The 17,576-nt window shown below is 48.9% G+C and carries 15 protein-coding genes, 1 pseudogene and 1 riboswitch; of the genes and pseudogenes, 12 read left to right on the top strand and 4 right to left on the bottom strand.

Annotation, left to right across the window (positions count from 1 at the left end):
* Position 1: 1 nt before the first annotated feature.
* Entirely contained in the window at positions 2 to 1,189 is a 1,188-nt protein-coding gene (gene proV, locus BLS03_RS04155) for a glycine betaine/L-proline ABC transporter ATP-binding protein ProV (RefSeq protein WP_093270105.1), read from the bottom strand.
* A gap of 489 nt (positions 1,190 to 1,678) precedes the next feature.
* Here proV and ectA point away from each other — a divergent pair, with 489 nt between their 5' ends.
* The 4 genes from ectA to BLS03_RS04135 all read left to right on the top strand — a co-directional run bounded on the left by ectA (position 1,679) and on the right by BLS03_RS04135 (position 5,505).
* The gene (gene ectA, locus BLS03_RS04150; protein WP_093270102.1) at positions 1,679 to 2,218 is read left to right on the top strand and encodes a diaminobutyrate acetyltransferase; all 540 of its coding nucleotides are present in this window, start codon (positions 1,679 to 1,681) and stop codon (positions 2,216 to 2,218) included.
* Between the two features lie 68 nt (positions 2,219 to 2,286).
* Positions 2,287 to 3,552 (top strand): diaminobutyrate--2-oxoglutarate transaminase, encoded by a 1,266-nt coding sequence (gene ectB, locus BLS03_RS04145; RefSeq protein WP_093270098.1) that lies wholly within the window; start codon positions 2,287 to 2,289, stop codon positions 3,550 to 3,552.
* Between the two features lie 10 nt (positions 3,553 to 3,562).
* Positions 3,563 to 3,949, top strand: a complete 387-nt coding sequence (locus tag BLS03_RS04140; RefSeq protein ID WP_093270094.1) for an ectoine synthase — start codon at positions 3,563 to 3,565, stop codon at positions 3,947 to 3,949.
* A 128-nt stretch (positions 3,950 to 4,077) separates the two neighbouring features.
* A complete protein-coding gene (locus BLS03_RS04135) occupies positions 4,078 to 5,505 on the top strand; it encodes an aspartate kinase (RefSeq protein ID WP_093270090.1) in 1,428 nt (475 codons plus the stop codon).
* 85 nt (positions 5,506 to 5,590) lie between these two features.
* On the opposite strand, the gene ribB is transcribed toward BLS03_RS04135, so the two are convergent.
* Both ribB and BLS03_RS04125 read right to left on the bottom strand, forming a co-directional pair.
* A complete protein-coding gene (ribB, locus tag BLS03_RS04130) occupies positions 5,591 to 6,247 on the bottom strand; it encodes a 3,4-dihydroxy-2-butanone-4-phosphate synthase (RefSeq protein ID WP_093270087.1) in 657 nt (218 codons plus the stop codon).
* A gap of 94 nt (positions 6,248 to 6,341) precedes the next feature.
* A riboswitch (FMN riboswitch) is annotated at positions 6,342 to 6,507 on the bottom strand.
* Positions 6,508 to 6,667: 160 nt separating this feature from the next.
* Positions 6,668 to 8,095: a coniferyl aldehyde dehydrogenase gene (locus BLS03_RS04125; RefSeq protein WP_093270084.1), complete on the bottom strand. Its 1,428-nt coding sequence runs from the start codon at positions 8,093 to 8,095 to the stop codon at positions 6,668 to 6,670.
* Between the two features lie 190 nt (positions 8,096 to 8,285).
* Between BLS03_RS04125 and BLS03_RS04120 the strand changes: the two genes are divergently transcribed.
* The 8 genes and pseudogenes from BLS03_RS04120 (at position 8,286) to BLS03_RS04090 (ending at position 16,863) form a co-directional block, all read left to right on the top strand.
* Positions 8,286 to 10,013 carry an amidohydrolase gene (locus tag BLS03_RS04120; RefSeq protein ID WP_093270081.1) on the top strand — a complete coding sequence of 576 codons (1,728 nt, stop codon included), beginning with the start codon at positions 8,286 to 8,288 and terminating at the stop codon, positions 10,011 to 10,013.
* A gap of 397 nt (positions 10,014 to 10,410) precedes the next feature.
* Complete coding sequence (locus BLS03_RS04115) at positions 10,411 to 11,031, top strand: thermostable hemolysin (protein WP_093270078.1); 621 nt, start codon at positions 10,411 to 10,413, stop codon at positions 11,029 to 11,031.
* Positions 11,028 to 12,008 (top strand): annotated as a pseudogene (locus BLS03_RS25885) (AMP-binding protein); the annotation flags it as partial. The gene BLS03_RS04115 and the pseudogene BLS03_RS25885, both read left to right, overlap by 4 nt.
* A gap of 552 nt (positions 12,009 to 12,560) precedes the next feature.
* The gene (locus BLS03_RS25880) at positions 12,561 to 13,241 is read left to right on the top strand and encodes an iron-containing redox enzyme family protein (protein WP_245696584.1); all 681 of its coding nucleotides are present in this window, start codon (positions 12,561 to 12,563) and stop codon (positions 13,239 to 13,241) included.
* An 11-nt stretch (positions 13,242 to 13,252) separates the two neighbouring features.
* Positions 13,253 to 14,113 (top strand): SDR family oxidoreductase, encoded by an 861-nt coding sequence (locus BLS03_RS04105; RefSeq protein ID WP_093270072.1) that lies wholly within the window; start codon positions 13,253 to 13,255, stop codon positions 14,111 to 14,113.
* Positions 14,114 to 14,123: 10 nt separating this feature from the next.
* Positions 14,124 to 14,810: a tetratricopeptide repeat protein gene (locus BLS03_RS04100; protein WP_245696576.1), complete on the top strand. Its 687-nt coding sequence runs from the start codon at positions 14,124 to 14,126 to the stop codon at positions 14,808 to 14,810.
* A gap of 3 nt (positions 14,811 to 14,813) precedes the next feature.
* Complete coding sequence (locus BLS03_RS04095) at positions 14,814 to 15,470, top strand: response regulator (protein ID WP_093270069.1); 657 nt, start codon at positions 14,814 to 14,816, stop codon at positions 15,468 to 15,470.
* Positions 15,460 to 16,863, top strand: a complete 1,404-nt coding sequence (locus BLS03_RS04090) for a sensor histidine kinase (RefSeq protein WP_093270067.1) — start codon at positions 15,460 to 15,462, stop codon at positions 16,861 to 16,863. The genes BLS03_RS04095 and BLS03_RS04090 overlap by 11 nt, the downstream gene beginning before the upstream one ends.
* On the opposite strand, the gene BLS03_RS04085 is transcribed toward BLS03_RS04090, so the two are convergent.
* Complete coding sequence (locus BLS03_RS04085) at positions 16,864 to 17,574, bottom strand: exonuclease domain-containing protein (RefSeq protein ID WP_093270064.1); 711 nt, start codon at positions 17,572 to 17,574, stop codon at positions 16,864 to 16,866.
* Positions 17,575 to 17,576: the final 2 nt, after the last annotated feature.

Raw genomic sequence — 17,576 nt, 5'->3', positions numbered from 1 at the left:
ATTATTCCCTATCTAAAGTCTGTAACAGGCGAGATTTGGTGATCACACCGTAGTAATTTCGTTGTTCATCCACTACTGGAATCGCGTAAGGTTGATTGGCCACTTGACCGATTAAATCGCTGACCGTTTCATCGGGAGATAAACACACGGTATCGGGCAAGATAGCGCTCGAGAGCGAGCCTTGCTGTTTGTGAGCACTTTTCAGTGAATCGATTGAGACAATCCCGGAGTATTTGTTGGCCTTATCCACCACCACACCGTATTCGCGGTCGTTTTCAAGCAGAATTTGCATCGCCGAGGCAGGACCGTCGGTATCGGATTTTTTAAATACCGCCGCTGGCTGTTTGCGAGCGATATCTTTGGCAGAAATGACGCTGGCAACGTTCACGCCGCGGAAAAATGAACGGACATATTCATTGGCAGGCTGATGCAAAATTTCATCTGGAGTACCGACTTGCACCACCACGCCATCTTGCATAATCGCGATTCGATCGCCGATACGCATCGCTTCATCTAAATCGTGTGAGATAAACACAATGGTGCGTTTATCGTCGTTTTGCAGACGAATCAATTCGTCTTGCATTTCGGTACGAATAAGTGGATCGAGAGCAGAAAATGCTTCGTCCATCAATAGGATATCAGGGTCGCATGCAAGTGCGCGCGCAAGCCCAACACGTTGTTTCATCCCGCCCGATAACTCATCAGGATAAGACTCGGCATAACTATCAAGTCCAACTCGCTCAAGGGCCGTCAGCGCCAATTTTTTACGCTCGCTCACATCCATCCCTGCCAGTTCCAAGCCAAACGCGGCGTTTTCAATCACCGTCATATGCGGCATCAAGGCAAAGTTTTGAAACACCATAGAGATATTATTTCGCCTCACTTCACGCAGCTCTTCGGCTGAAATGTGGGCGATATCTTTATCGCGCAGCAATACACTGCCGCGGGTCGGTTCTATCAAACGATTCAGCAAGCGCACTAACGTCGATTTACCTGAACCGGATAGCCCCATAATGACGAATATTTCACCTTCGTTGATCGACAACGACACGTCTTTAACACCCACGGTTAGCGATGTCTGTTCAAATATTTGGTCTTTGTTTTTGCCTTGTTCGATTAGCGAAAAAGCCTCTTCGGGTTTTTCGCCAAATACCTTATAGAGGTTTTGTACTTCGAGTATGGTCGACATCCATTTACATCCTTGAGCAAAATTCATATGCCCTGTTATTTACACATGAAAACAATAGTACCCTAACCTTTAATTGAGTATTTTTCAAACTTCAATGTCATGAAAAATACAGTAAATATTAATAACTAATTGATTTAAATAAATATTATTTATTGATATTTTAATGCAATTATAATTTCGGATACTAAATATTATGCGTTTTATCTAACTATCGACGATCCAGCTAATTTGTCGTCACACGAAAAAAATGGGCGACTTATCACTGGCTGAATTTTACAAACATCATCATTTCATACTTTTTTGTGACCGATAAATACATTACACCTCTAATATTTATTTCACATAAGATTAATATAAATTAAATACATATAAATCAACTACATAAATAACAATTAGCCAAAAAATTCAAAATAACACCTTGATCATATCCAGCAGACATGTATCCTTTACCCAGAATTTTAATTAGACCTCTAAAGGAAAAGTCGAGTTATGATTACTGCCGCGCCATGGGTCATGTACCCAGAGATACTTGCAAAGGATGAAGAAAAGTGGGTATTTCGAACTCCAAACAAAAAAGACGGCGATGATGTGCATGGTTTGATTGCCAGTTGCCCGCCGCTTGACGTGAACTCATCGTATTGCAACTTTTTGCAGTCACTGCACTTTAATCAGACCTGCGTGATTGCACTGTGTAACGATGAAATTGCCGGGTTTATTTCTGGCTACCGCAAGCCACAACATCCCAATGAGCTATTTATTTGGCAAGTAGCGGTTTCTCCTAAGCATCGTGGTAAAGGTCTCGCCTTTCACATGCTGCAAGAAATTCTGATGCGTGATGCGCTCAGTGACATCGACGTGGTCGAAACCACCATCACTGATGACAACCAAGGATCTTGGAATCTATTTAAGAAGTTAGATAAAGCGCATGGCGAACAAGGTGAAGTGAGCACCTTTTTAGACGAAGAGAAGCATTTCAAAGGTAAACACGATACGGAATACCTGTATCGCATCCCGATTGCTTCGCAGTAACTAACAGCATCTCACTAATTAACGACACCAAAAATTCACTCAAAAAATAGGATAACAACGGCCTCAACATGGATATCTTCAACCAGAAAGAATCAAATGTTCGTTCATATTCAAATAACTTTCCTGTCGTATTTTCAACCGCAAAAGGCTGCTGGTTGCACACCGAGGAGGGCGAGCGCTATCTCGACTTTCTCGCCGGCGCAGGGTCGCTCAACTACGGCCACAACAACGCCATCTTTAAGCAGGCACTGCTTGATTACATCGATGCCGATGGCATTACTCACGGCTTGGATATGCACTCCCAAGCCAAAGCGCAATTTTTGAATGCTTTTAATAACCATATTTTGGCGCCGCGCGAGCTCGACTATAAAGTCCAATTCACAGGACCAACGGGCACTAACGCCGTAGAAGCAGCGATGAAATTGGCACGTAAGGTGACTAAGCGCACTAACATCGTGACTTTCACGAATGGCTTTCATGGCTGTACTGCTGGCGCACTCGCTGCCACCGGTAACCAACATCACCGCGGCGGTCAGGGCGCACCACTCAATGGCACCATGCGCCTTCCCTATGAAGGCTATGCCGGCATTGACAGCCTAGCGCTGTTTGAAACCATGCTTAGCGATAACTCCAGCGGCCTAGACAAACCCGCAGCGGTATTATTAGAAGTTGTACAAGGTGAAGGTGGTCTGAATGCTGCTAGTGAAACTTGGTTACAACGTCTCGAAAAGCTCTGCCGCCAACACGATATCTTGATGATTGTCGATGATATTCAAGCGGGCTGTGGCCGCACCGGTACCTTCTTTAGCTTTGAACCAGCAGGCATCAAACCAGACATCGTAACGCTGTCTAAATCATTAAGTGGTTATGGCTTGCCAATGGCCGTCGTGCTGCTTAAGCCGGAGCTTGACCAATGGCAGCCTGGCGAACATAACGGCACATTCCGTGGTAACAACCACGCCTTTGTGACCGCGACTCAAGCGATAGAAAATTACTGGGCGAATGACGAATTTGAGCAGCACATTCACGCGCGCTCAGAACAAGTGAACAAAGCGATTCAACGTACGCTACGCCGCTATCCATCGCTGTTTGTACGCAGCAAAGGCCGCGGCATGATGCAAGGTATTGAATGTCAAAGTGGTGATCTGGCGAGTGCCATTTCCAAAGCCTGCTTTGATAAGGGTATGGTAATTGAAACCGCAGGGCCGGACGACCAAGTCGTCAAATTCTTCTGCCCACTGACCATCAGCGAATCCGAACTTGAGCAAGGCTTGCATATCTTTGAACAAGCCGTTGATTCGGTTGCTGAAAAACTCACTCAAAAAGCGTCTTAAGGAACCCCAAATGATCGTAAGAACTCTTAAAGAATGTCAAAACAGTGAACGCCGCGTGGTAGCCGACAACTGGGAAAGCGTTCGCATGATACTCAAAGATGACAAGATGGGCTTCTCGTTCCACATCACCACCATCTACAAGGGTACAGAAACCCATATTCACTACAAAAATCACTTAGAGTCGGTGTATTGCATGTCCGGTGAAGGCGAGATCCAGGTGGTCGGTGGTGAAACCTACCCGATTGCACCGGGTACCCTGTATGTCCTTGACCAACATGATGAACACTATTTGCGTGCTAAGCCCGGTACCGACATGGTGATGGCATGTGTGTTCAATCCGCCACTGACAGGCGCCGAAACACATGATGCCAGCGGTGTGTACCCGCTTGTCGACTGATCATCAACAATAAACGAGCCTAAGCGCTCTGATAAGTAAGGCTGAGTATTCAGCCTTCTTTTTGGCTTTTTGTTTCGATTTGAAACTTTTCTGCTTAAAACCTTTCTGTTTAAAACAAGGAATCTAACATGGCTTATACCGTTGAAAAGATTGGCGGTACTTCAATGTCGGCGTTTGACGCCGTACTCGACAACATTATTTTGCGCCCTAACAATCCCTATAATCGCGTATTTGTAGTTTCCGCTTATGGCGGCATTACCGATGGACTACTCGAGTGCAAACGCACCGGTAAACCGGGTGTCTATCGCTACATCGCCAAACGCGATGAGCAATGGAAACAAGCGCTTGCCGACCTTGAGCAGCGCATGCTGATGATCAATGAAAACCTGTTTGCCGATCCGGTCAATCGGATTCGCGCCGACAAATTCATTCGCTCACGTATCAGCGAAGCACAAAGCTGCATCAGCAACATTTTGGATACCTGCCAATACGGCCAATTTTCATTGCGTCAATACTTGCCGCAAATTCGAGAGTTTTTATCTTCAATTGGTGAAGTACACAGTGCGTACAATACAACGCTGAAGCTAAAAACTCTTGGTATCAATGCGCGGTTTGTGGATTTATCTGGCTGGGATGACAAGCTGACTGGCGATCTGGACTCGGTCATCGAACACGCGTTTAAGCCTATCGATGTTAGCCGCGAACTGCCGATCGTGACTGGTTACGCGTACTGTGATGAAGGCTTGATGAAAAGTTACGATCGAGGCTATAGCGAAATGACGTTCAGCCGCGTCGCGTGCATCACCAACGCAGACCAAGCGATCATTCACAAGGAATACCACCTGAGCAGCGCTGATCCACGTGTCGTTGGCCCTGAAAACGTATTACCTATCGGCCAGACCAACTTTGATGTCGCCGATCAACTGGCCAATTTGGGCATGGAAGCAATTCACCCTAACGCCGCATCAGGCCTACGCCAGCGTGATATTCCACTGCAGATCAAAAACACCTTTGAGCCCGAACATCAAGGCACTTTGATCTCCGGACAATACCAACCGGAAAAGCAGCAAAAAATTGAGATCATTGCCGGTAAGAGCAAAGTGTTTGCGCTGCATCTGTTTGATCAAGCCATGGTCGGTGAAGTGGAAAATGTCAGCCATGAGATGATGGCGATGATCGCCGACTCGGACGTGCAATTGGTGGGTAAAGAAATGAATGCCAACTCGATGACTTACTATGTCAGCGGCAATACCGAACGCTTAAACAAGCTGCTGAGCAAAGCCGAAAAAGCGTTTCCAAACTCAACCATTACCGGCTGTATGGTAGCGATGATCTCGGCAATTGGCGCGGCGATCAATACCAATACGGCGCTCAGCAAAGGGATGATGGCGCTGGTCGACAAAGGCGTGTCACCGATTGCGGCTCACTCATCGATGCGTAATGTGAATGTCCAGTTTGTGGTCAGTGATGAAAGCTATGAAGCGGCGATTTGCGCATTACATGAAGCCTTCTTTGAGCCTGACTTTATCAAAGCAAGCACAAGTTGCGCGGCTTAGTTCAAGCGTTAGATAGGCAATAAAAAAACCGCTCATCATTGAGCGGTTTTTTTGCATTTCAGCATCGCCAAATCGCTGGTCCAGCTTAAGCGGAAAGCTGCTCATTTTGAGTACGATACAACACCATATCTTCGATAGTCAGAACTGGCATATTGTGCAGCTTACCAAACGCGACGATTTCCGGCGTTTTGGCCATAGTGCCATCTGGGTTGGTGACTTCACACAAAACACCAGACGATTGCAGACCGGCCATTTGCATCAGATCCACCGTCCCTTCGGTGTGACCACGGCGAGTTAACACGCCACCAGCACGGGCACGAAGGGGGAATACATGCCCCGGACGGGCAAGATCTTCTGGGCGAGCATTGGGATTTGCCGCGGTTTTGCACGTTGTGACGCGGTCAGCGGCAGACACGCCTGTGGTCACGCCAACTTTGGCTTCAATCGATACCGTAAACGCAGTTTGGTTAGCGCTATTGTTGTTTTCGACCATCGGTGGCAGTTGCAAGCGATTGGCTTGTTCGTCGGTCAAGCACAAACACACAATGCCGCTACCTTCGCGAATCATCAGTGCCATTTGTTGACTGGTAAGGGTTTCGACGGCGCAGATAATGTCGCCTTCGTTTTCTCGATCTTCATCATCGAGCAGTAATACACCTCGGCCTTGTTTAAGCGCAGCAAGCGCGTTTTCAACCCGAGTAATAGGATCGCCGAATTCGGCAAGTAGTGATGACTGATTCATGGTGAACTCCTGCTAACAACCAGAATCAGGGCGACTTAACAGAGAAGTGATTTCAACGCGCAATCGCCACACTCCCAAAGCAGTCTGGCGATCGCGCTATTCTCTTTCATCCGGACTGTAACCGTCGGCTCTGGAGTTTGACCAGATCTGCTGACCTCGACGAATCGAGCGCTCGTGGGCTTGTTTGCTTGGTGTCACTTAACGTTACATCCAGCAAACCTACCACCGGTGGGGAATTTCGCCCCGCCCTGAGAACATTAAACAAAAAATTTGGCCCGCCATCGCGAGCCAAATCAGTGTACTCCTTTCCACCTAAACTGAAAAGCGGGCACTGAGTGTCAATGTTCAAACAGGTCGCGATTAGGCCGTATACCGTCGCATACCCTGCCGCCCTTCGATAGAGCGGGTAAAAAAACGAGGCTAGCGCAAAAACAGCCAGCGCATCAGCTTGGTCACTAACGCTTGATGGCGCAAAAGAATTCGGCTGCGCGGCAGCCAAGCGGGTGTCGAAAGCACTGTTTTGGCTTTTGAGAAGGTGCGAAAACCTTCGATGCCGTGATAGTGACCCATCCCCGACTCACCAATACCGCCAAAAGGCGCGTCATCGGCAGCCACTTGCAATAGCGTATCGTTAATCGCCACTGTGCCACTGTGCGTTTGTTCGATGACCTGACGCTCAAGCACTTTATCTTTGGTCATCAGATACAGTGCCAACGGCCGCGGACGGCTGTTGATGTAACTGAGCACATCGCTTAACTGCTGATAGCCAAGCACTGGCAAAATCGGCCCGAAAATCTCTTGTTGCATCAGTAGCATATTACTGGTCACTTCGGTGACTAAATGCGGCATCATCGAGTGTGGCTGCGGCTCATCACCCAGAGTATGAATACGCGCGCCTTTGCTTTTGGCATCTTGCAAATAGGCATGCAATCGCACCCACTGCTGCTCATTGATGATATGCGTCGCCGATTGCCCCTGACGTTTGAAATGATGCTGATAACGCTTTAAGTAGCGATGCACAAACGCCATCTCTTGGCCATGCGGCACAAACACATAATCGGGCGCCACACACACTTGACCATTATTCACCGACTTACCGAGCATCACCGCATCCACCGCCTGATCAAGGTCGGCATCATGGGCGATGATCACCGGCGACTTACCCCCTAGCTCAAGTGTGATTGGCGTTAAATTTTGCGCCGCCGCTTGGGCGACAATGCGCCCGACTCGAGTCGAACCGGTAAACAACAGATGATCAAACGGCAGTTGGCTAAAGTAGCTGGCGATTTCTGCATCCCCTTCGATGGGGAACACATCATCTTCAAGCTCGGCAAACACATCGCGCAAAATCGCATTGGTTTTCGGCGTGTGCTCACTGAGTTTCACCATCACGCGATTTCCTGCGGCCAGCGCAGTAATGATCGGGCCAAGGCTTAAAAAAATTGGAAAGTTCCACGGCACCATCACGCCCACCACCCCAAGCGGCTGGTACTCAACCTTCACCTTGGAAGGCGCTAACAAGCTGCCCGCTCGGCGGCGCTGCGCTTTCATCCAGCCACGCAGATGTTTTAAGGAGTAATTGAGATGGCGCAGCGATGGGAGGACATCGCCGATCAGGCAATCAAACTCACTACGATGGCCGTAATCTTGGGCTAACGCATCCACCAAAGCTTGCTGATTTTCCAGCAACGCCTGTTTTAAGGTTTTTAAGCGTTGAATACGCTGTCGATAATGCGGGAAAGGGTCACTGGAATAGAGCGTTTTTACTTGAGAAAACAGTTGTCTCATCTCAACTTGAGTACGTACATGCTCTCTTTGCCAGCGGTTTAAATTTACCACACGTTCCATGTCCACCCTTCCAAAGTAAAATGTTGGTTGAAGATATTTTTTAATAGTAGTCCGCTTCTTACAACACGTCCGAAACGCGTCATAAATGTCAGAAACAGGTCCGCCTGCGTCAAATTCTCAGTTTTGAACTAGAGCTTGCTTAATGCTGTGTCTAGAGTAGCGCCGAAATCTACCATGAGGATAAACATCAATGAACAAGCGCGTTGTTGCTTTGAGTATCGCTATGACTTTACTCGGCGGTTGTAATCACGAATCGTCACCCCAAAGCCAAAGTCATGCCCCTCAAGTCACTTCCGCGGACACCATCTATTTTGGTGGTGACATACTCACTATGGAAGGCGAGATTCCACAATATGTGGAAGCCGTGGCAGTTTTAAATGGAAAAATCATTTTTACCGGTGAGTATGAAAAAGCCATGTCTTATCGTTTGGCGACCACAAATCTGGTCGACTTAAAAGGTAAAACCCTGATGCCGGGCTTTATCGATACTCAAGGTCAAATTGCCCAATATGGCATTTCCCTTGGTATGGCGAATGTGATGGCGTCGCCATACGGCAGCAGCGATGATTTTTCTAGCCTCAAACAGACTTTGCAAGACTACATTCAAGAGCAAAATATCAAACCGGGTGAATGGGTGGTCGGAACGGGCTACGACACGACGGTATTGCCCTCTCATCCAACTCGACAAATACTGGATGAAGTCTCGACCGAGCATCCGATTGTCCTGATCCACGCATCAGGGCACATCGGCGCGCTCAACTCTAAAGCGCTGGAGCTGGCCAAAATTAACGATACCACGCCTAATCCTCATGGCGGCGTGATTCAACGCGATGGTCAAAATCACCCCAACGGCATTATTGAAGAAACGGCGCTTTGGCCAGTACTACTTAACTTGCCGATGAGCACTGAGAGCGACCGACTTGAACTGCTTGATAACGCGCAGCGCATCTATGCTAGCCAAGGCGTCACCACTGCGCAAGACAGTTCAACGACTCCTGCAGATTTGGATCTGCTAAGCAGCGCGGCGGCTAAAAACCGCTTGTTTATTGATGTGATCACCTACCCGCTGTTGGATCAAATCGGTAAAAAGTGGCAACCGGATTTTCGCAATTATCACCACTACCAATCCAACTTAAAAATTGGCGGTGTCAAACTGAATTTAGATGGCTCGATTGCCGGACAAACCGCGTATTTAACTCACCCGTATCATATGCCGCCACACGGTGAAGACAGCGAATACAAAGGCCGCCCTAACTACACCGATAAACAAGTCAAGCAGTTGGTGAAGTTGGCTTGGGATCAGAATCTTCAGGTTCAGGCTCACTGTAATGGCGATGCGGCGTGCGATCAGTTCCTTAGCGCCGTCAAGGCGATTAAACATTCAACTAAGAAAGATTGGCGCCCGGTGATGGTTCAAGCCCAGCTGACACGTCCGGACCAAATCAAAACGCTCAAAGCGCTGAATATTATTCCGTCATTTGAAATGACTCATATCTATCTGTTTGGCGATTATTACCATGACTCGGCGCTTGGCGATGAAATGACAGAGCACCTTGACCCGGCTAAATCGGCGTTTGATGCCGGATTGCACGCCACTTTCCATACCGACTCGCCAGAGATGCAACCGGATATGTTGATGACCATCTGGAGCAGCGTTAATCGCTTGACCCGCGCTGGCGCGCTGTTAGGTAATCAAGAAAAAGTCTCTGTTTATCAAGCCTTAGAAGCGATCACTAGCTACGCGGCTTATCAGAACTTTGAAGAGAAATACAAAGGCACCATTCAAAACGGTAAAGTGGCCGACTTTGTTATTTTGGATAAAAACCCGCTTAAAGTAGAGCCGACAGATCTGCGTGATATTCACGTCGAAACCACGATTAAAGATGGTCACCCAATTTGGCAAAAAATGGCGATGTAGCGCCGAATTTACAATGTAAACAAGACTATCATACGTAAAAAAGCCAGCACAGATGCTGGCTTTTTCTGTTTTGCAACGTATCCAATCATGCCTATGTAGGGGGTCAGGAGCATTTGGGGCTGCGGTATTTATCATGCCTTGAAAACAGACAAACAAACACGTCAATTTTGCGATTTATTTTTTCCGGGTTTGGCATTTTTTTGCAAGCTCGTTAACACAATCTCGGTGCGCAACCAATAAATCTCACGCTAGCCACTCTCAAAAGAGGAACCGCTCAAGGCGCGAATATCCTCAAAATATTCCCATGCCAAACAAGCATCACAGGCAAAGTATCGCTTCTTAAGTTTCTCTTAAGTTTGATCTCTTAAATTGTTCATTACTCACAAAGGAGAGTTGTATGAACAATCGCTTAAATCTCAATGCGCTGTATCTGGAAGTGATCGACGCCAAACATGCTAAATGGCCAAATGCCAAACAGTATATTTCAGAGCGTTACCAACTCGCATTTGACGCGCGGCTCAATGGTTATATGCCAGCGTTCATGGCTTTGATGCAAGGCGACGAATTCGCATCGCTGTGCGGTTTTCGCGGCGCAGAACAAGGCACTCTTTTTTTAGAACAATACCTAGATGATGACGCGAGCACGCTATTAAGCGCGCAATTTGCCACGCACATTGAGCGTCATCAACTGGTCGAATTTGGTCAGCTTGCCTCCTTCAACAAGGGATTCTCTCTGGTGCATTTTTTTCTAATTGCTGAGGCTCTGGTCAAGCGCAATTATCAATGGTGCATTTTTACCGCAACTGACCCTCTTTACGCCATGATGAGACGCTTTGGCTTGCCATTGCGAATCATCGCTGATGCCGACCCCAATCGCATTCCCAACGCCAGCGAAATTTGGGGCACTTATTATCAGCACCAACCGCGCATTGTTGCCGGCAATCTGATTCAAGGCTTAGCGCGTTTAAGCAAGCTGATGCCTGACAACGACTCGCAAGCGATGGGGGATTCTCTATGAGCATTGTCCATGCGTTAAGCCAATTTGCCCGTCAAACACCTGATGCACTTGCGTTAGTCGGTGTGAGCGCCAGCGGCGCACCGCACTCGCTGAGCTATCAAGCGCTCAATCAGCAAGTGCAGCAAGTCAAAACGCAGCTTGAAGCGTTAGCCCCAAGTTGCATCGCGCTAAGCGCCGAAAACAGCCTTGACTGGGTGGTGGTCGATTTAGCCACTATGGCTGCCAACATTGCCTGTGTACCAATGCCGACATTTTTCACTGCCGAGCAGCAGCGCCATGCCATCGCAAGCGCCGGTGTCGACTTAATCATTGGGCATATCCCAAGTGAAGAGGATGACTGGACAGCCATCGATACCATCTGCGGCTATGCCTGTGCAATGCGCAGGCAAGCACCCAACCATCAACGATTACCCGGAACCACCAAGGTGACGTTTACGTCTGGCTCCACTGGCACTCCAAAGGGGGTATGTTTAAGCCAAGAGCAACTCGACAACGTAGCGCAAAGCTTGGCAACCGCGATCAATTTACCGCTGAAAAAGCACCTCACCATGTTGCCGCTGTCCACGCTGCTGGAAAATATCACCGCGGTTTACGTGCCTTTGCTGCTTGGCGCCACCAGCTACATCTATTCCGGCGCCGAAGTCGGCTTAATTGGCTCCAGCCGCTTTGATGCCAGCTTATTCGCCAGCAAACTGGCGCAAATTCAGCCTCACAGTTTAGTGCTGACACCAGCACTGTTGATGGCGCTGATTCAACTCACTCAGCACCAACCGAAACTGGCGCAAAGCCTAACCTTTGTCGCCGTTGGCGGCGCGCGAATCGCCCCAGAACTTATCGAACAAGCCCATCAACTTGGCATTCCAGCTTATGAAGGTTACGGGTTATCCGAGTGCGCCTCAGTGGTGTGTTTAAACACGCCGCAAGCACACAAGGCTGGCTCGTGTGGTCAAGTGCTCTCTCACGTCAAACTGCGCATCGACGACCAGCAACAAATTTGGCTACAGGGCAATACTGCACTTGGATACATTGGCGAAGCGTTTAATGACGATTGGTACCCAAGCGGCGATTTAGGCGCCATCGATGAGCAGGGTTTTGTCACCATTATTGGCCGCAAAAAGAATCAGATCATCACCAGTTTTGGCCGTAACATTTCCCCAGAATGGGTTGAAACCGCAGCTCAGCGTTGGCTACTCGGTACACCGATGGTGGTGATTGGCGAAGGCCAACCCTATCTAAGCGCGATTATCGCCAGTGATGACGATGTCAGCGACGCGGTGCACCAGCTTAACCAAACACTGCCTGACTACGCTCGTATCGGCCGCATTCTAAACGGCGCACAATTTATGACGCAGCGCCAACTATTTACCAGTAATGGTCGCCCGATTCGCGCCTTAATTGAACATTGGGCACAAACACCAAGCGATTTTATGACCATCACTCATATCAGCCGCGACAACTCACAGACTAACGTTTGTTCAGCAAACCTTGCGCCTTCTAACCATGCGTCATCTAACCTCGAGGAACGCCACATGCGCTTTTTTGACACGTTAAAAACTCAAACCCAATCCGCGCAGCTGCAGATGTTAAGCGCGCCCATTTTCTCGGCTTGCCAAAACGGTGAAATCAGCCGCCAAATGTACATCGACTTTCTGACTCAAGCGTTTCATCACGTTAAACACACAGTGCCACTTTTGATGGCGTGTGGTTCACGTTTGCCGCTGCAATACGAATGGCTGCGCGCGGCAATTGGCGAATATATTAGCGAAGAGCAAGGTCATCATGAGTGGATTCTTAACGACCTACGAGCCTGCGGCGCCAATGCCGAACTGGTGCGCGATAACCAGCAGCAAGGACGTGTTTCCAGCGCCATTGAGCTGATGGTGGCATACCTCTACCACCAGATTGATCGCGGTAATCCGCTGGCACTGTTTGGTATGGTTTGGGTACTTGAAGGCACCAGTGTTGGCGTGGGCGGCACAATGGCGAAACTGGTACAACAGCATCTGCAACTGCCCAATGAAGCGATGAGTTATCTCACCTCCCACAGTGTGCTTGATGGCGACCACATTCAATTTTTTGAGCGCTTGATGAATCAAGTCACGGACCCAAGCGATCAACGCGCGATTATCGAGTCGGCCAACATGGTGTTTGCACTTTACGGCCAGATGCTTCACGGCTTAACCGCCGATAACACCCGCATTGCAGCGTAAGGAGAGCCAAGATGGATCTTAACAATAAGCTGGTGTTATTAACGGGTGCTTCCGGCGGCATTGGCGCTTGTCTGGCGCAAAGCCTTGCTAAGCGCGGCGCGCATCTGTTACTCGTGGGCCGTAACGCCGCCAAACTGGAAAAATTGCAGCAGCAGTTACAAAATAGCGAGCAGCACGCATTGTTAAGCGCCGATCTCACTTGCGATGCGGGTCGTGAAGCGCTTAACCATTGGCTGGAAAGCTATCGCCAGCAGGGACAGCGCATCAGTGTGCTGATCAACAATGCGGGGACCAATCAGTTTCAATTTTTGTCCCAACGCGGCAAAGAGTCGCTACAAAATGAACTGAATCTCAATCTGACCACACCAATTTTGCTCAGCCAAGCAGCACTGCACTGGCTTGAGCGTCCGGGAATCATTCTTAACGTCGGCTCGGCGTTTGGCTCGATAGGTTATCCCGGTTATGCAAGTTACTGCGCGGCTAAAGCAGGTTTGCATCGCTTTAGTGAGGCGCTGGACCGCGAACTCGACGGTTCGGGCATTCGCGTGCTCTACCTCGCGCCGCGCGCCACTAAAACCGAGCTCAACAGCCCAGCGGTGAATGAATTGAACCAAAAACTTGGCAATCGCAGTGACGAACCGCAAGTGGTCGCCAACCATGTGATTGAAATGCTTGAGGAAGAGATCACTGCGCGCTGGATTGGTTGGCCGGAAAAGCTGTTTGCCAAAATCAATCAATGGTTTCCAAGCTTGGTGTCGCAATCGATTCGTAAACAACAAATCGCAATCCACCACAGTCTTGGTAAAAACCTTAGCCACCGCCGAACCAACGACCATGATGTCGAGGTTCCTACATCGTCAAAACCGTTATAAGGAGGCGGCTATGAATCGCCAAATTAAGCCATCAGTTACCCATTTGAACGCTGAATTCATTCGTCCATTACAGGCGTTGCTGCTCGGAGGATGCGCCGCCGCTGCGCTCTTTTCCGTTCAGGTCAAAGCCGCCGCCGATCCACTGGTTACGATTCAAAAAAAATGGGCGGTCTGCCAATACCAGCGCCAAGATGAAGATCAGCAAAGCTACTGTTTTGAACAGTTGATTAAACGTAACCAACAAGCCCTCGATGCCGAGCCCAATCGGCCCGAACTAAAAGTGTGGCTGGCGATCAATAAGAGCTCACTGGCCGGCGTGGAAGGTGGCCTAGGCGCGCTGTCCAAAGTCAAAGAGGCCAAAGCACTTTTAGAGCAAGTTATTGAACAAGCTCCAGAAACGTTAGATGGCTCCGCCTATACCAGTTTAGGTTCGCTATACTACAAAGTGCCGGGGTGGCCAGTTGGCTTTGGCGACGATGACAAAGCCGAGCAAATGCTGAAAAAAGCCTTGGCGCTCAACCCCAAAGGCATTGACCCAAATTACTTTTACGGCGATTTTCTGGCTGAAGATGGCCGTAAAAAAGAAGCAATTCACTACTTAACCATCGCGCAGCAAGCCGCGCCGAGACCGGGTCGCCCCGTGGCGGACCAAGGTCGGCAGCAAGAGATTGCAGTGCGCTTAAAGGAACTGGAATAATCAATGCGTCTACTGCTGATTGAAGACGACAAATTACTGGGTGAATCCATGCTGACATCACTAAATCGGCATGGATTCACGGTTGATTGGCTGGAAAAAGGCGGCGGCGTCGTTGAAGCGCTGCGCATGGAAGAGTTTACCGCTGTGATTCTCGACCTCACCCTCCCCGATATCGATGGTTTGGAAGTGCTCAAACGCCTGCGCAGCGCTGAATTTACCCTACCAGTGCTGATTTTAACTGCGCGCGATGACATCAACGACCGAGTGCGCGGCCTTGATGGCGGCGCGGATGATTATCTCGGTAAACCTTTTGCCTTGGAAGAGTTGTTGGCGCGGCTGCGAGTGTTGATTCGCCGCCAATCCGGTAGCGCGCAGCAGCAGATAGTGATTGGCGATCTGACTTTAAGCCTTGCCGAACAATCGGTAAAACACCATGGTGAACGGCTCAAACTGACCAAAAATGAATTTAAGATTCTTGCCAGTTTACTCACCAACGCTGGGCGAGTGATGAGCAAAGAACAGCTGCAACAATCGGTGCATGGTTGGGATGACTCCGGCAGCGATAACGCGATTGAAGTGCACATTCATAATCTACGTAAAAAAGTCGCCGGCAATGTGATTAAAAATATCCGCGGCATAGGGTATATCATTGAAAAATAAACGCGCTTTCTCGATAAAACGCCGCCTCACCATTTCGGTGGTACTGCTGTCTACCGCGCTGATTTTAATCACGCTGCTGTTTAGTTTTGCCTCTGCGCGCCGCGAGATTAAAGAAGTCTACGACGCCAGGCTTGGGCAATCGGCCAAACTGCTGCTGCTCAATTACAGCCTGCTAAGTTCCAAATCCGACCGCGATGCCTATCAAGCCACTTTTGAACAGTGGATGAGTAACATTCACCGCTTAGCGCCCGATGATGATGACGGCCCAACTCGCTACGGTCACCCTTACGAGCAAAACATCGTATTTCAGTTCTATCAGCAAGGCGAACTGCTGTGGAGTTCTGATCCGAAAATGGGCGAGGTCGAACACAGCCCGGATGATCAAGGCTTTGGCTATTTTAATAACCAGCGTTTGCTGTGGCGCTCGTTTCAGTTGCCGCTTAAAGACGGGCTTGGTACGAATATCATCGTCGCGGAAAAACAGAGCATTCGCGATGAGATCATTGATGAAATCGCGCTTTCCACCGCCCTGCCCCAACTGGTGCTGATCCCCTGCTTGGCGTTTGTGGTCACGCTATTGATTGGCAAAAACTTTCAGCCGATTTCAGAATTGCGTTCAGCGATTGCCCAGCGCAGTGCGCATCGTTTGGACAAAATCGTCGTCAGTAACGAAACTCAAGAGCTGTCACCGCTGGTCACCACCCTCAACGATATGCTTGAGCAACTTGAAAAAGCCTGGCAGCGCGAAAGGCGCTTTACTCGTATGGCGGCGCACGAACTTAAAACTCCACTGACCATTTTACGCCTTAACGCCGAAAATGCCCTGAGTAGCCAAAGCCGTGAACAGCTCGATAACGATTTAAATAATATTTTGCGCGGCATTGACCGCACTGACCGCTTGATTCATCAATTGCTGACGCTGGCCAAAGTCGAAAGCACATCGCACATTGACGGCAAACGCGTAAATTTGGATCTGTTGATCAAACGTTTGATGGCGATGTTGGCGCCCTTTGCGCTCAAACATCAGCAAGAACTTGAGTTTATCGGCGGCCAAGCCGAGATAGAGGGCGATGAGATTTTACTTGAGGTGCTGTTTAAAAACCTGCTCGATAACGCGATTCGCTACTCCGGAGCAAACAGTCAAATTTCGGTAGAAATTCAGCAAGATACACAAGGCATTGTGGTATTTGTCAGCGACACGGGCGAAGACTTAATTGCCGAAGCGCGAGAAAAGTTATTCGACAGTTTTTATCGCGCCAATACTGAACAAGGCGATGGCGCCGGACTTGGCATGGCAATCTGTCAAGACATCGCCAATCTGCATCAAGGGCAAATCACCTTATTACCAAGGGCAAATCAGCGTAATACCTTTGCTGTGCGTTTTTACGGCTAACTAAACCACTAAATCTTTGAGTTCGAGATTGGTGGTGCAAAGGAGCTTTTTAAATTGCACGGTAAACAGCTCGGCACAGGCCAGCGCATCGCTGGCTGCCGAATGAGAGTGATAGCTCGGCAAGCCATAAAACTCGCGTAAATCATCAAGTTGATAACTGCTGTGCGCCCCGGTTCGACCTTTGTAACTGAAGCGTTTCTCCAGTTGCAAAGTATCGAGAAAATAAGCCGGAAAAGTTTCAAATTGATAGTTTTGGCGAATATGACGCTCGATAAACGCACGCTCAATATTGGCACTGTGAGCAAGGATCACTTTTCCCGCCGCCGCGTGAAAGAATTTGTCCATCGCATCGACACAACTTGCGCCGGTGGCTAAACGCTTAGGCATCAATTGGTTGACCTCGGCACTTGCCGCTTTGACAAACTCGCCATGGTTAACCAGCAACTCTTCAGTTTGGCCGATATCTATCCCTTGCACCGTTAACGGCACAAATCCAATCGATAATATTTTATCTTCGCTGAGATCAAGTCCGGTGGTTTCAAAATCCAGCGCGACAAATTCCACTTCTTTGAGTGAGGAATGCATATTAGGCAGCGGCGTCGAGAAATAACGCTTTAACCCATCACGCCATTCTGGCTGGATAGGTGTACGCTGGCGAATCGCCTCTGGCGATGGTTTTTTATCCCAGCGTTTAAACAGCTTGCCTAACATGG

Source organism: Vibrio xiamenensis (assembly GCF_900100015.1).
Classification (GTDB): domain Bacteria; phylum Pseudomonadota; class Gammaproteobacteria; order Enterobacterales; family Vibrionaceae; genus Vibrio; species Vibrio xiamenensis.
Note: the sequence above shows the minus strand (reverse complement) of the source record. Positions and strands in the feature narration are given on the sequence as shown.

What these genes read in the sequence shown, in the direction of transcription:
- proV (WP_093270105.1), bottom strand. Translation starts at nt 1,189, where the DNA reads ATGTCGACCATACTCGAAGTACAAAACCTCTATAAGGTATTTGGCGAA.
- ribB (WP_093270087.1), bottom strand. Translation starts at nt 6,247, where the DNA reads ATGAATCAGTCATCACTACTTGCCGAATTCGGCGATCCTATTACTCGG.
- BLS03_RS04125 (WP_093270084.1), bottom strand. Translation starts at nt 8,095, where the DNA reads ATGGAACGTGTGGTAAATTTAAACCGCTGGCAAAGAGAGCATGTACGT.
- BLS03_RS04095 (WP_093270069.1), top strand. Translation starts at nt 14,814, where the DNA reads ATGCGTCTACTGCTGATTGAAGACGACAAATTACTGGGTGAATCCATG.
- BLS03_RS04100 (WP_245696576.1), top strand. Translation starts at nt 14,124, where the DNA reads ATGAATCGCCAAATTAAGCCATCAGTTACCCATTTGAACGCTGAATTC.
- ectA (WP_093270102.1), top strand. Translation starts at nt 1,679, where the DNA reads ATGATTACTGCCGCGCCATGGGTCATGTACCCAGAGATACTTGCAAAG.
- BLS03_RS04085 (WP_093270064.1), bottom strand. Translation starts at nt 17,574, where the DNA reads ATGTTAGGCAAGCTGTTTAAACGCTGGGATAAAAAACCATCGCCAGAG.
- BLS03_RS04135 (WP_093270090.1), top strand. Translation starts at nt 4,078, where the DNA reads ATGGCTTATACCGTTGAAAAGATTGGCGGTACTTCAATGTCGGCGTTT.
- BLS03_RS25880 (WP_245696584.1), top strand. Translation starts at nt 12,561, where the DNA reads ATGCGCTTTTTTGACACGTTAAAAACTCAAACCCAATCCGCGCAGCTG.
- BLS03_RS04105 (WP_093270072.1), top strand. Translation starts at nt 13,253, where the DNA reads ATGGATCTTAACAATAAGCTGGTGTTATTAACGGGTGCTTCCGGCGGC.
- BLS03_RS04140 (WP_093270094.1), top strand. Translation starts at nt 3,563, where the DNA reads ATGATCGTAAGAACTCTTAAAGAATGTCAAAACAGTGAACGCCGCGTG.
- BLS03_RS04120 (WP_093270081.1), top strand. Translation starts at nt 8,286, where the DNA reads ATGAACAAGCGCGTTGTTGCTTTGAGTATCGCTATGACTTTACTCGGC.
- BLS03_RS04115 (WP_093270078.1), top strand. Translation starts at nt 10,411, where the DNA reads ATGAACAATCGCTTAAATCTCAATGCGCTGTATCTGGAAGTGATCGAC.
- ectB (WP_093270098.1), top strand. Translation starts at nt 2,287, where the DNA reads ATGGATATCTTCAACCAGAAAGAATCAAATGTTCGTTCATATTCAAAT.